Origin of the sequence: Streptomyces chryseus (genome assembly GCF_014650755.1) — a bacterium.
GTDB lineage: Bacteria > Actinomycetota > Actinomycetes > Streptomycetales > Streptomycetaceae > Streptomyces > Streptomyces chryseus.
This window is the reverse complement of the sequence record NZ_BMVO01000021.1, coordinates 107319-120552: the sequence shown is the minus strand read 5'-3', so window position 1 is coordinate 120552 and position 13234 is coordinate 107319. Positions and strand designations below refer to the sequence as shown.

Sequence of the window (13234 nt, the reverse complement as noted above, 5' to 3'; positions counted from 1 at the left end):
TCGGGGAGTGGTCGCGCGCCGTCGCCGGGCGGCGGGTGTGGGGTGGGGGCGCGGTCGGTCTGGGGGTGGTGCGGCCCCAGTCTCGGCGGGTGCGGCGACGGTTGTTGGTGCGACACCACCATTCCGACGTCCACCGGCACCCGGCCGGTGGGCGGCCGGGCTTGCTGGGCGACCTGCGGACCGTGCTGTCTGCGGGTGGGGCGCGGTAGTGGAATGGGGTGACTCGGGCCGGTTCGGCGTCCACCCCCACCGGAAACCGCCCGGACTGCAGGCTGGTTGCTGGGGTGAGTGGGTGGTAAGCCACCGCCACCCACACCGGCGGCATCGGAGTAGTGGGCAGCGCTTGGGGGCGGCGGGCGGTGACGGGGCGTGGTCGCACGGCGGCGCGGTGGGCCGTCGAGCCGCCGATGCCGTGGAGCCGCCGCCCCGTGGAGCTGTCGAGCCGCCGAGCCGTGATGAACCGAAACTCACAGATGACGAACGGAAGCAGTACGGGTGTGACTGACGAGGTGGGAGAGGCGTCGGCTTTCATCAACTGTCGGGATGGGTTCATTTCGGCTCTCTGTGGCAGCCGTTGAAGCGACCGGGACCGCCTGCCCTGCCGTCGCGCGGCGCGACGGCAGGACGGACAGCGGTCATCTTCGACACCCGGGCGTCCGGTGGGGCGGGTGTGGTGGATGTGGCGGCGGGAGTGCCCGCCCGTCCTGTCGGGCGGGGCGGCTTGAGCCATGTCGAGCCGTGTTGAGGGGCTCGTGTGGAGCTAACACGACAGTCGACGCACACTCACCCCTCCACAATGGGGGGAAGTCGGACATCGTGGGCGTCGGGGTTCGTCTTCTGTGGGTTTCGGTTCATCGCGTCCGCGCAGGGGCGGCTGACCGCCCCGCTGGTACGGGTCGACCGGCGGCCCTCGGCCGGCTCGCCCCTTTGGCCGTCGGCAGGCCCCTCCCAACTTCCACCCCCGGGTGCCCTTCCGCCCACTCACCCCAGCACCGTGCCTGCGCTCCGGGCGGTTTCCGGTGGGGGTGGACGCCACACCACCCGAGTCACCCCATTCCACTACCGCGCCCACCCGCAGGCAGCACGGTCCGCAGGTCGCCCCGACAGCGCGGCCGCCCACCGGCCTGGGTGTCGGTGTGCGTCGGAATGGTGGTGCCGCACCAACAACCGTCGCCGCACCCGCCGAGACTGGGGCCGCACCACCCCCGGAAGCTGCCGCGCCCCACCCACACACCCGACAGCCACCAAACCCACCCGCACCGACAGACCCGCTGCCGTGCTGGGCGTTCTTTCTTGGGCCGTCCCTTGTTGAGCGTCAGCGGTGGGCCGGGGTGGTGGGTCAAGGGTGAAGCGAAGCGCAATCGCCGAAGGCGACGCGACGCAGGAGCGCCCTTGACGCACCACCCCGGCCCACCGACCCTGAAGCGCCAGGGACGGGCCCGAGAACCACCCCGCCGAACAACCAGTGGTACACCCTCAGCCACACCCCCCAGAAGCAACCAGTGGCCCCCCCGCACATTCACCCCGCCCCGCAGCAGCCAACGTCGCCGCTGTCGCAGCGGGCCCCTTCGGTATCCGTAGGGGTATCCGTAGGGGTAGAGGTAGGGCGGCGGTGATTCTGTCGAGGGCCGGCAGCGGTTTTGAGTCGTCTGTCACGACCTCGTGGCCCGCGTGGACGACGGCGGCCGTGAGTCCGTCGGCATTGAGTACGTAACGCTGACCAGCGGGGCGTGCACCTGCCAGTTCAGCGACTCGTACAGTCCGCGCCCCTCCGTCGTCGCGCCCAGGATCCCGACCGACGCGCCCTGTTCGTACGCCGCGTTCTGGAGCGTGCGCATCACCAGGGCGCCCAGGCCCTTGCGGCGGTGCGCCGGGGCCGTCTCCACCTGGTCCACCACTGCCGTCCGGCCGGTCGGCGCGACCTGGCCGCGTGCGGCGAAGCCGCCGTCGGGGGCAGTGACGAGCAGGCGGGTCACGCCGCCGCGCTGCCAGGACTTGACCGTGTACCCCTCCGGGCCGTCCCCCGGGGCCGCCGCGCCGGGCCACGGGTGCAACGGCGTCGTCATCAGCCAGCCAGGGCCGTCCGACACCCACTCCGGGCCCAGCCACGGGGCGACGGTTTCGGGTGGCAGGAAGATCTTGAGCGCGACGGCCGGCGCGGCGTAAGCCTCGGCCAGCTTGCGGACCGTCACCTCGTCCGCGTCGGTCATGACGTGCCGGGTGGCGTGGTGCGGCAACCCCACGTCGACCGTGAGGCCCCAGGGTTGCGGAACCGGGTCCGAGGCCCCCCGGGACACGACCCATCCCTCCACCCACGCTCGGACAGCAGCGGCGGTGGAACCGAAAGGCGAGCTGGGCATGCGGGGCTCCTTAAGCGTCGTGAGTCGAGCGTCGGAAGGTGAGCGTCGGAAGGTGAGCGTCGGCGGAGCAGTGACGCCACCCAGCTTCGGTAATACCCAATCGGTGCATCAGGGTATTACAAACGCCCAGTGCCGTCCAGGGTCGACAAACCCGACCCACCCCAACGACCCCACCCCCTTGATCGCCCACAGCGAACGCACCCTTCCCCGGGAACATTCGTCCGCGCCCAAGCATTGAGTCGGCATAGCTCAAGTTCACTGCCGAAGGGGAGATCATGGCTTCGACGTCCAACCCGCTCACCCTGCCCGTGCTGCCGCTCGACGACGAGGTCGTGCTGCCGGGAATGGTGGTGCCCCTGGACCTGTCCGACACGGACGTACGCGCCGCGGTGGAGGCCGCGCAGGCCGCCGGCCGTTCCAGTGGCAACAAGCCGCAGGTGCTTCTCGTTCCGCGGATCGACGGCACGTACGCCGCGACCGGCGTCCTGGGCACGGTCGAGCAGGTCGGGCGGCTTTCCGACGGAGACCCCGGCGCCCTCATCCGCGGCCGCAGCCGCGTGCAGATCGGCGCCGGGACGACCGGACCCGGCGCCGCGCTCTGGGTCGAGGGCACCGGCGTCGACGAGACGCTCCCCGACCCCCTCCCCGGGGCGGTCACCGAGCTGGTCAAGGAGTACAAGGCGCTCGCCACCAGCTGGCTGAAGAAGCGCGGCGCCTGGCAGGTCGTCGACCGCGTCCAGCAGATCGACGGCGTCTCGGCCCTCGCCGACAACTCCGGCTACTCGCCGTTCCTCTCCACCGCCCAGAAGGTGGAGCTGCTGGAGACCGCCGACCCGGTGGCCCGCCTCAAGCTCGCCGTGAAGTGGCTGAGCGAGCACCTCGCCGAGCAGGACGTCGCCGAGTCCATCGCCAAGGACGTGCAGGAGGGCGTCGACAAGCAGCAGCGCGAGTTCCTCCTGCGCCGCCAGCTCGACGCCGTACGCAAGGAACTGCGCGAGATCAACGGCAAGGAGGGCGAGGACGAGTCCGACGACTACCGGACCCGCGTCGAGGCCGCCGACCTCCCCGAGAAGGTCCGGGAGGCCGCCCTCAAGGAGGTCGACAAGCTGGAGCGGGCCTCCGACCAGTCGCCCGAGGGGTCCTGGATCCGCACCTGGCTCGACACCGTCCTGGAGCTCCCCTGGACCGAGCGGACCGAGGACCAGTACGACATCCGGGGCGCCAAGGCGGTCCTGGACGCCGAGCACGCCGGTCTGGAGGACGTGAAGGAGCGCATCACCGAGTACCTCGCGGTGCGCAAGCGCCGGGCCGACCGGGGCCTCGGCGTCGTCGGCGGCCGTCGCGGCGGCGCGGTGCTGGCCCTCGTCGGGCCGCCCGGCGTCGGCAAGACGTCGCTGGGCGAGTCGGTCGCGCACGCGATGGGCCGCAAGTTCGTACGGGTCGCTCTCGGCGGCGTTCGCGACGAGGCGGAGATCCGCGGACACCGCCGTACGTACGTCGGGGCTCTCCCGGGGCGGATCGTGCGCGCCATCAAGGAAGCCGGGTCGATGAACCCCGTCGTCCTCCTCGACGAGATCGACAAGGTGGGGTCCGACTTCCGCGGCGACCCGGCCGCGGCGTTGCTCGAAGTGCTCGACCCCGCGCAGAACCACACGTTCCGCGACCACTACCTGGAGGTCGAGCTGGACCTCTCCGACGTGGTCTTCCTCGCCACCGCCAACGTCCTGGAGGCCATCCCGGAGGCGCTGCTCGACCGCATGGAGCTGGTCAGGCTCGACGGCTACACGGAGGACGAGAAGGTCGTCATCGCCCGCGACCACCTGCTGCCGCGCCAGCTGGAGCGGTCGGGCCTGGAGCCGGGCGAGGTGACGCTGGACGAGTCCGCGCTGCGGAAGCTGGCGGGGGAGTACACCCGTGAGGCGGGCGTACGGAACCTGGAGCGCTCGGTCTCGCGCCTCCTGCGCAAGGTGGCGGCCAAGCACGAGCTCGGCGAGCAGGAGCTGCCGTTCACGATCACGGACGGTGACCTGCGCGCCCTGCTCGGCCGGCCCCACCACGTGCCCGAGTCGGCCCAGGACCCGTCGGAGCGCCGTACGGCGGTCCCCGGCGTGGCCACCGGGCTCGCGGTCACGGGGGCGGGCGGCGACGTGCTCTTCGTCGAGGCGTCGCTGGCCGACGAGGAGACCGGCGGCGCGGGGCTGACGCTCACGGGCCAGCTCGGCGACGTCATGAAGGAGTCCGCCCAGATCGCGCTCTCCTTCCTCCGCTCGCACGGCGCGGAACTGGAACTTCCGGTCGGTGACCTGAAGGACCGGGGCGTCCACATCCACTTCCCGGCGGGCGCGGTCCCGAAGGACGGCCCGAGCGCCGGCATCACGATGACGACGGCCCTCGCGTCGCTGCTGTCCGGGCGGCTGGTCCGTACGGACGTGGCCATGACCGGCGAGGTGTCCCTGACCGGGCGCGTCCTGCCCATCGGCGGCCTGAAGCAGAAGCTGCTCGCCGCGCACCGGGCGGGTACGACGACGGTCGTGATCCCCAAGCGGAACGAGGCCGACCTGGACGACGTACCGGCCGAGATCCTCGACAAGCTGGAGATCCACCCGGTGACGGACGTCCGTCAGGTCCTGGAGATCGCCCTGGCCCCGGCAGAGGTACGGGTGCCGGCGGCGGCGTGACGGACGCCGCCGGTGGCCCGGCCGTGGCAGGCCCCCCGCGCTCCCACCTGGGAGGACGGGGGGCTTCCGCGCGAAAGGGCAGGTAATCGGATACAACGGAGGTATCGGAAACAATCCAGGAGGGGCGCGGAAGGCGGCGGGAGAGGGCGACGGCCGGGGGCATCAGCGACGGCGAGGTGGCGGCATGCGCGTACCGGAGCGGCTCACGGTGGCCGTCGGCCTTCTCGACGTACGCCCGGGCGACCGCGTACTGGAGATCGGATGCGGGCGCGGCGTCGCCGCCGGGCTGGTCCTCGACGGCCTGCCTGACGGCGAGCTCGTGGGCCTGGACCGCTCCGACGTGGCGGTCACGGCCGCGAGCGAGCGCAACGCCGACGCCGTGGCGGCCGGCCGGGCCACGTTCGTCCATACGGCCCTGGCGGACGCCGACACCGACACGCTCGGCCGCTTCGACAAGGTTCTCGCGGTCGACGTCAACGCCTTCTGGACCGGACCGGCCGCCCGCGAGCTGGCGGTCGTCGCCGGGCTGCTCCGCCCCTCGGGAAGCCTGGTGCTCTGCTACGCGCCACCGGACCCCGAGCAGATCGCGCGGGTGAAGGGCCTGCTGCTCACCCACCTGAGCGACGCCGGTTTCATCGCCACCGCGACGACGCATCCGCTCGCCGGCGACGCGTCCCTGCTGGCGGTGGTCGCGACGGTCGCGCAGCTTCCGGGGGCCACGGCGGACGAGGCCGAGGGGGCGTAGGAGCCGTACGAGCGGGGCCACGCCTCGCCCTCGCACGTCTTGCCGAGACGCCGCGCGTACGGGTCCCGCTGGGCCGCGGGACCCGTACGCGCGCTGAGGGGACGAGGCCGGGCCGGTCAGCCGTAGGCGAGGGCCTGTACGCGGTCGAGGGCGCCGTTGAACTTGTTGTGGTCGCCGACTATGGGGCCCGTCGACGTGTACTGCCACATCGTCAGCTGGTCGCCGTGTAGATGACGGCGTCGCGGCCGGTGCGGGCCTTGTAGGTGGTGAGGAAGTCGCGGATCCAGGCGACCATCCCGCTCTGCGTCTTGCCGTAGCACTGCGCACCGTACGGGTTCCATTCGATGTCGAGCGCGCCGGGCAGCGTCCTGCCGTCGCGCGACCAGCCGCCGCCGTTGTCGACGAAGTAGTGGGCCTGGTTGGCGCCGCTGGAGTCGTTGGGCGTCGCGAAGTGGTACGCGCCGCGGATCATGCCGACGTTGTACGAGCCGTTGTACTGCTGCCCGAAGTACGGGTTCTTGTAGTAGTTCCCCTCGGTGGCCTTCGCGTAGGCCCACTTGACGCCGCTGGTCCAGAGGGACGACCAGTTGACGTTCCCCTGGTGGCTGCTGACGTCCACGCCCTCGGTCTGTGTGACGCGGGTGTCGCGCGGCAGGCCGCCCCGGCCGTCGTGCTCGACGACGCCCATGCCCATGTGGGCGGAGCCGCGTTCGGGCTTTCCGTCGGCGGTCCCGGCAGTCCCGGCAGCCCCGGCAGTTCCGGCGGTCCCGGCGGCGGTGGCGGTTGCCGCGCCGGGGAGGGTGAGGAGGAGGGCGAGAGCGGAGAGTGAGGAGAGGAGAATCCCGGCCGCCGCGGTGCGCGGGCGGCGGGCCGTTCCGGATCTGTGCACGAGCATCGCGTGCCTCCGAAAGGCTCGGTGGGGGTGGCGGGAACAGGCGTGGGGAGACCTGTCGACAAAGCCACTGGTGTGGACATGTCATGAAGGACGCTACGCACGTAGACCGGGCGGGCGGAAGGGTGTCCGGGTTCCGCCGTTGGTCTACTCCTGCGAAATACTGGCGGAGCTGCGGCAATGAACGCGGGTGAAAGAAAACTTCGGGGTGAGGAAAGCGCGCTATGAGTTCTGACGTGCACGGAAGCGGAAGAGCGGATGACGGGCGCGTGGCGGAGGGGAGTGGCGTGGACCGCGAATTCCTCGCGCTGGAGCGTGAATTGGCCGTCTTTCTCCGCAGGGCCCGGGCTTCCTCCGGTGACATGGCCCGCGAGGTCCACCCGGAGCTGGAGCCGGCGGCGTACGGCCTGCTCGTACGGCTCGACGAGGCGGACCGGCAGCGGGCGACGGAACTGGCCGCGTGGTTCGGTGTCGGCAAGGCGACGATGAGCCGGCAGCTGCGGGCCCTGGAGGAGCTCGGTCTGGTCACACGCGAGCCCGACCCGGCGGACGGGCGGGCCTCACTGGTCGCCCTCACGGAGGAGGGTCGGGCCCGCTTCCGGCGGGTGCGCGACGCGCGACGCGCGCGGTACGTACGGAAGCTGGCGGGCTGGGACCGGGCGGAGGTGGCGGAACTCGCGCGGCTGCTGCACCAGCTGAACGCGCGGGCGGAGGGCTGAGGCCGGGGTGCGGAGCGCGGACCGCGGAGCGCGGCGTGAGCCAGGAGTGCTGAGCGCCCCGCCGCTCACAGCTCCGCGTAGATCACCGCCGCGTCGTCGTGCCGCTTCCACCGGCGTACCAGCGGTGTGGTGGGCTCCGCCCGCTCGCGCGCCCGCACGCGGTCGATCAGGCCCTGCGCCCCCTCCTTGCGCAGTACGGCCACGCACTCCGCCCAGTCGCCCTCGCCGAACATGTCCACCCACCGCGACGCCCCGTCGCTGAGCGCCGCCAGCGCCCGTACGTCCGCCCGCGCGGTCACGCCGGCCACCGCGAGGCCGGCCACCGCCGGATCGGCGGCCGCCGTGAAGAAGCCGCCCTGCGCGTTGCGCAGCGCGTCGGTCGCCGCGAGGGAGGCGAGGATCTCCGGCGGGACCCGGTCGAGGCGGTCGTCGAGGACCGCCCGCACCGTGCCGTCGTGGGCCTCCAGCAGCAGCGCCGAGTCCGACAGCACCAGGTGCTCGATCTCCTCCGCACCCCAGCGCGCCAGCACCACCGTTGCCTGGGGCGTGCGAACGTGAGAAAGGTCACAGGTCTCGCGGTGGGCGTCGGCGGTGCGCCGAATGGCCTCCGCCAGGACCTCCGTCAGCGTCAAATCCCGTCGCGAAGCGGACAATTCGAGCAGCGCGCCGCCGAGTCCGGCGGTGAACCAGGGCACCGGATGAACGCACCCGTAGTCGCTCGCCGGAGGTGTCACGCCGTCCAGCAGGACGAGCGACCCACCCTGGCCGGCGGCGGGCAGGGCGACAGACGCCCAGTCCTCATTGGGGCGTTCGGGGTCGCCGGGAGCCGTGGCCAGTTCGAATCGCATGCGGCCCAGTCTGCATGAGGTGCCGCGACGCCGTCCGACGGCCGCGCCGTGGGCGTCAATTGGCACGTACCAGCAGGTGAGGTGCCGGTTTATGGGCGGAATGGGTTACTCCGCGAACCTGCGGGGGCGCATCCTGCCAAAGCCCGGGCGGAAGTTCCAACCGGCACTCCGCGCGCGCGTGAGACGAATGGCATCGGGAGTTGTTCGCCAACTCCCGATTGATGTTCACTCGTTCAGGTGGCGGAGCGCGTGCTGCGCGCCTTCTTCCCAAAAGCGCTGGAATGGTCTGAAGTCATTCGAGTCTCAACTGGGGTGGGGCGTCGATCCTGTGTGACCAGTCGTCACCTCGGCCACGTGAGCAGACGAGTCAAGCAAGAATGCGAGCACCGGTGCAGAAAAAGCGGACTCGGGGCGACAGCGGCAACGGCGAGCGGACCGAACCCACCGTACGGGTGCGCAGCCGGCTGGTCGCCGGCGTGGCCCTGGTCGGCGTCACGGTCCTCGCCGCCGGTACCCCCGCCATCCTCAGCGCCTCCTCCGAACTCACCGAGTCCCAGCGGCTGGTCACCCTCGCCGAACTGAACCGGCAGGCAGTCACCCTGGCCCACTCCCTCGCCGACGAACGCGACGACGTCACCGCGTACCTCGCGGCCGGCCGCGGCGCCGGCGAAGGCACGGACGGTACGGACGGTGTTACCGGCACGGACGGCACGGACGGCACGGCGGACGGCGGCAAGAGCAAGGGGCTCTCCGCGAGCCGCACGGCCCGGGTCGACCGTCAGATGGACGAGATCGAGATCGAGGCACCCGCCGACCTGCGCCGCGACCTGGCCAGGATCCCCGGCATCCGCCGCGAGGCCCTGTCGGGCGAGCGCACCGCGCTGGAGGCCCACAAGGCGTACACCGAGGCGATCGAGAAGCTCCAGGACCTCGCCGAGGAACTCGCCGACAAGACGCCCCCGCGCGCCGCCGAGGCCACCCGCGCCCCCGCCTCGCTCGGCCACGCCGTCGAGCAGGCCGCCGCCACCCGGGGGCTGCTGCTCGCCGCGCTCTCCGTGCCGCGCGAGAACACCGGCAACCGCGTCGACCCCGTCACCGGGCTCCTGGTCCCCGCTCCGGAGGACCCGGACTCCGAGAACGTCCGCACCCGCCACGCGCTGAGCGCCGCCGCCCAGCAGTCGCGCGTACGCGAACTCGCCGCGCTGGCCGACTTCGACCAGGCCGCCGGGCACTCCGCCCGTGAGTCCCTCAAGACCACCGTCACGGGCCCCGAGGTCAAGACCGCCGAGCAGTTCCTCGCGCGCCTCACCGACCAGCCCCAGCTCTCCGACGACGAGCTCCGCACCGACCGCGCGAAGGCCGAGGCCGCCCTGTCGGCCCGTATCGACCTGATGCGCGGTGTCGAGTCCTCCCTCGGCTCGGCGCAGGTCAACTGGCTCTCCCAGCTCCGGGACGACGACGTCACGGCCCTGGAGATCCGGATCGCCGTGGCCGGTGTCTGCCTGCTCGTCGCCGTCGGCGTCAGCACGGCCGTCGCCCGTACGCTCACCCGCCCCCTGGCCGTACTGCGCCTCGGCGCCGCACGGCTGGCCGCCGAACCGGAGCCGGACGGCGAGCCGGTCGAGCCGGTGCGCTTCAACGGACGCAACGACGAGTTCGCCCAGGTCGTACGCTCCCTCAACACGCTGCACTCCCGGCTGGCCGAGGTCGGCGCCCGCGCGGAGAAGCTCGCAGGCGACCGTACGCACCTGATCGGTCAGCGCGAGACCCTCGCCACCCAGCGCGCCGAACTCCAGGAACAGGTCGCCGACACCGCCGCGCGGCTGGAGCGGATGCGCCACACCGTCCACTCCACCTTCGTCAACCTCTCCCTGCGCACGCTGGGCGTCGTCGAGCGCCAGCTCGGCGTCATCGAGAGCCTGGAGGAGCGCGAGCAGGACCCGGAGCGCCTCGCCACCCTCTTCAAGCTCGACCACATGGCGACCGTCATGCGCCGCCACGGCGAGAACCTGCTGGTCCTGGCCGGTACGGAGCACGGACAGGGACAGCAGAACCCGGTGCCGCTCGTCGACGTACTGCGCGCGGCCGTCAGTGAGATCGAGCGGTACGAGCGGGTGGCCATCCAGTCGATCCCGCCGCATGCGCAGGTCGCCGGCTTCGCCGCCAACGACCTCAGCCACCTCCTCGCGGAACTCCTGGAGAACGCCACGTCGTTCTCCCCGCCGGACGCCAAGGTCGAGCTCTCGGGGTGGCTCCTGGAGAGCGGCGAGGTCATGCTCTCCGTCCAGGACGAGGGCATCGGCGTGCCGTCGGACCGGCTCACGGAGCTGAACGCGCGGCTGGCCGACCCCGGTTCGTACGAGCCGGGCGACGGCGGCATCGGCCTGCACGTGGCCGCGCTGCTGGCGGCCCGGCACGGCGTCCGCGTCACCCTGCGCGACCAGAAGCAGGGCGGCGTCGCCGCGGTCGTCGTCCTGCCCGACGCGCTGCTGCCGCCCGCACCGCCGACGGCCGTACCGCCCGCCGTTCCGGTGGCGGGGGACGCTCCCACGCTGAACCTGCCGGGGTCGGTCGCGGAGGCCAACTCCAACGCGCTGCCCGGGCGTTCCGTGTTGGAGGACCCGCGGCAGGGGGCGAAGGACCCGCTGGTGGAGGCGGCCGAGCGGACGATCCTGGAGGACGCGGAGCAGCCGGAGGCGGCCGAGGAGCAGCCCGCGCCGGACACCGGGCAGCCGGACACCGAGCAGCCGTCGGCCGACGCCGAGCCGGCCGGCACGGACACCGAGCCGGCCGACGAGGGCTCCGAGTCCGTCGCCGAACCCGTCACCGAGGCCGTCGCCAAGCCTGCCGACGCCGGCGCCTACGCCATCGGCCCCGACGCACATGAACGCACCGCCGACGGGAACGTGGACACCGAGGCGCCGGTCGACGAGCCGACCTGGACCATGCGGCTGCCCCGGCAGTCCGCCGCGCCCCAGGACGAGATGGACGCCGACCCGGAGGTGGACGCCGCCACCGCACACCAGTACGCCGACGCCGACGCCGACGCCGACGCCGACGCCGCCGACGACGACGCCGAGGAGACCGAAGACGCCCACGCCGGCGCCGCGTCGGCCGCCCCCGCCGCGACGAAGGTGGAGCCGGTCACCGACAAGGGGCTGCCGAAGCGCACCCCCAAGGTCGTCAAGTCCGGCCCGTCGGAGCCCAGGGAACGCTCGGGCGGCGTCGACGCGGAAGCCCTGCGGCGCAGGCTCGGCGGCTTCCACCAGGGGTCGATCAAGGGCCGCCGCGACGTCGAGGCGGAGATTTCAGCACACGGGGAACGTACGGACTCAGACAGCGACACAGAGACAGAAACCAAGGGGGACACAGTTGAGGAGGCACGCAGTTGACTGCGTCCAGCACGTTCGGGCTGAGTAGCGAAGCCCGTAATCTCCATTGGCTGTTGAGCAATCTCGTCGACGAGGTACCGGGTCTCCTCTCGGTCGCCGTCGTCTCGTCCGACGGGCTGCTCCTCCTGTCCTCCGACCCGGAGCGGAACGTGGGACCGGCAGCCCCCGCCGTCCGCCAGGACGGCCCGAAGGGCTCCAGCGCCGACCTGGCCACCATCGTCTCGGGACTCGCCAGCCTCACCCAGGGCGCGGCGAAGCTGATGGACGGCGGCGGCGTCAAGCAGACGATGATCGCGATGGAGTCGGGCAGCGTCTTCGTCATGGCGATCAGCGACGGCTCGCTGCTCGGCGTGCACGGCTCGCCGGACTGCGACATGAGCGTCGTGGCGTACCACATGGCGCTCTTCGTCGGCCGCGCCGGCCACGTCCTCACCCCCGAACTCCGCAGCGAGCTGCGCAAATCGTTGGAGAGCGCCCTGTGACGCCGCCCACCCCCACGAAACTTCCCGTACGGGGCGACGGCCGCAGGCCCGCCCGCGTCCGCCCGTACTCGCTCACCGGTGGCCGCACCCGCTTCACGCACGTCCTGCTCGTCGAGACGTTCGTCGCGGCGATCGAGGCCCCCGAGGAGCGGCGCGAGCTGACCAACGGCGGCCTGCAGACGCGCGTCATGCCGGAGATCCGGGCGATCGTCGAGCTGTGCCGCCGCATGCGTACGGTCGCGGAGATCTCCGCACTGCTGAAGATGCCGCTGGGCGTCGTCCGCGTGCTGCTCAGCGACCTGGCCGACCAGGGAAAGATCCGTGTGTACGGGACCGGGCACGCGCCCGGCCAGCCGAACCGCGCACTGCTCGAAAGGGTGCTGAGTGGACTCCGTCGTCTCTGAGACCGAGACCTTGCATGCCCGCGCCGCCGCGCACCCGGCGTCGGTCCCGGCCCAGCCCCAGGCGTCGCCCCTGCCGGCCGTCCCGCCGCAGGCCGACGAGGGCGCCCGGGACTGGCAGACCGACCGCACCCGGGCTCCCATAGCCACCAAGATCGTGGTCGCGGGCGGGTTCGGCGTCGGCAAGACCACGTTCGTCGGCTCCGTCTCGGAGATCACGCCGCTCCAGACGGAGGCGGTGATGACCACCGCGAGCGAGGAGACCGACGACCTCTCCGCGACTCCGGACAAGACGACCACGACCGTCGCGATGGACTTCGGCCGGGTCACCCTCGACGACGACCTCGTGCTGTACGTCTTCGGAACGCCCGGCCAGCAGCGGTTCTGGTTCATGTGGGACGACCTGGTGCGCGGCGCGATCGGCGCGATCGTCATGGCCGACACCCGCCGGCTGTCCGACTGCTTCCCCGCGCTCGACTACTTCGAGAGCTGCGGGCTGCCGTACATCGTCGCCGTGAACCACTTCGAGGGAACGGCGGCGTACGAGGCCGAGGACGTCAGGGAAGCCCTGACCGTGCCGCCCCACGTACCGGTTGTGATCATGGACGCGCGCCGGCGGATCACGGTGGTCGAGTCGCTGCTCGCGCTCGTCGGCCACGCGCTCACCACCGCGCCCGAATAGCCCGCGCCCCCGAACAGCCATTCAAGACACTCAAC

General features: G+C 72.1%; 9 protein-coding genes and 1 pseudogene. 7 read left to right on the top strand and 3 right to left on the bottom strand.

Going from position 1 to position 13234, the window contains the following annotated elements; genetic code table 11:
- Positions 1 to 1652 precede the first annotated feature (1652 nt).
- Positions 1653 to 2360 carry a GNAT family N-acetyltransferase gene (locus IE185_RS25625; protein WP_138899684.1) on the bottom strand — a complete coding sequence of 236 codons (708 nt, stop codon included), beginning with the start codon at positions 2358 to 2360 and terminating at the stop codon, positions 1653 to 1655.
- Positions 2361 to 2635: 275 nt separating this feature from the next.
- Here IE185_RS25625 and lon point away from each other — a divergent pair, with 275 nt between their 5' ends.
- Positions 2636 to 5038, top strand: coding sequence for an endopeptidase La (gene lon / locus IE185_RS25620; protein ID WP_138896108.1), 2403 nt, complete (start codon positions 2636 to 2638; stop codon positions 5036 to 5038).
- A 184-nt stretch (positions 5039 to 5222) separates the two neighbouring features.
- Positions 5223 to 5783, top strand: a complete 561-nt coding sequence (locus IE185_RS25615; RefSeq protein ID WP_138896107.1) for an SAM-dependent methyltransferase — start codon at positions 5223 to 5225, stop codon at positions 5781 to 5783.
- Positions 5784 to 5899: 116 nt separating this feature from the next.
- On the opposite strand, the pseudogene IE185_RS25610 reads toward IE185_RS25615, so the two are convergent.
- Positions 5900 to 6678 (bottom strand): annotated as a pseudogene (locus IE185_RS25610) (GH25 family lysozyme).
- A gap of 221 nt (positions 6679 to 6899) precedes the next feature.
- Here IE185_RS25610 and IE185_RS25605 point away from each other — a divergent pair.
- Positions 6900 to 7394, top strand: coding sequence for a MarR family winged helix-turn-helix transcriptional regulator (locus tag IE185_RS25605; protein WP_138896106.1), 495 nt, complete (start codon positions 6900 to 6902; stop codon positions 7392 to 7394).
- Between the two features lie 65 nt (positions 7395 to 7459).
- Here the strand turns inward: IE185_RS25605 and IE185_RS25600 are convergent, their stop codons facing one another.
- A complete protein-coding gene (locus IE185_RS25600) occupies positions 7460 to 8242 on the bottom strand; it encodes a protein phosphatase 2C domain-containing protein (RefSeq protein ID WP_138896105.1) in 783 nt (260 codons plus the stop codon).
- 389 nt (positions 8243 to 8631) lie between these two features.
- Between IE185_RS25600 and IE185_RS25595 the strand changes: the two genes are divergently transcribed.
- Genes IE185_RS25595 through IE185_RS25580 form a run of 4 tightly spaced genes read left to right on the top strand, consistent with a single transcriptional unit; the run spans position 8632 to position 13199 of the window.
- On the top strand, positions 8632 to 11634 hold the full coding sequence (locus IE185_RS25595; protein ID WP_138896104.1) for a sensor histidine kinase: 3003 nt from the start codon (positions 8632 to 8634) through the stop codon (positions 11632 to 11634).
- Positions 11631 to 12116: a roadblock/LC7 domain-containing protein gene (locus tag IE185_RS25590; protein WP_138896103.1), complete on the top strand. Its 486-nt coding sequence runs from the start codon at positions 11631 to 11633 to the stop codon at positions 12114 to 12116. Before IE185_RS25595 ends, IE185_RS25590 begins: the two co-directional genes overlap by 4 nt.
- Positions 12113 to 12520, top strand: a complete 408-nt coding sequence (locus tag IE185_RS25585) for a DUF742 domain-containing protein (protein WP_138896102.1) — start codon at positions 12113 to 12115, stop codon at positions 12518 to 12520. Before IE185_RS25590 ends, IE185_RS25585 begins: the two co-directional genes overlap by 4 nt.
- Complete coding sequence (locus IE185_RS25580; RefSeq protein WP_373303756.1) at positions 12501 to 13199, top strand: GTP-binding protein; 699 nt, start codon at positions 12501 to 12503, stop codon at positions 13197 to 13199. Before IE185_RS25585 ends, IE185_RS25580 begins: the two co-directional genes overlap by 20 nt.
- The last annotated feature ends 35 nt before the right edge of the window (positions 13200 to 13234 follow it).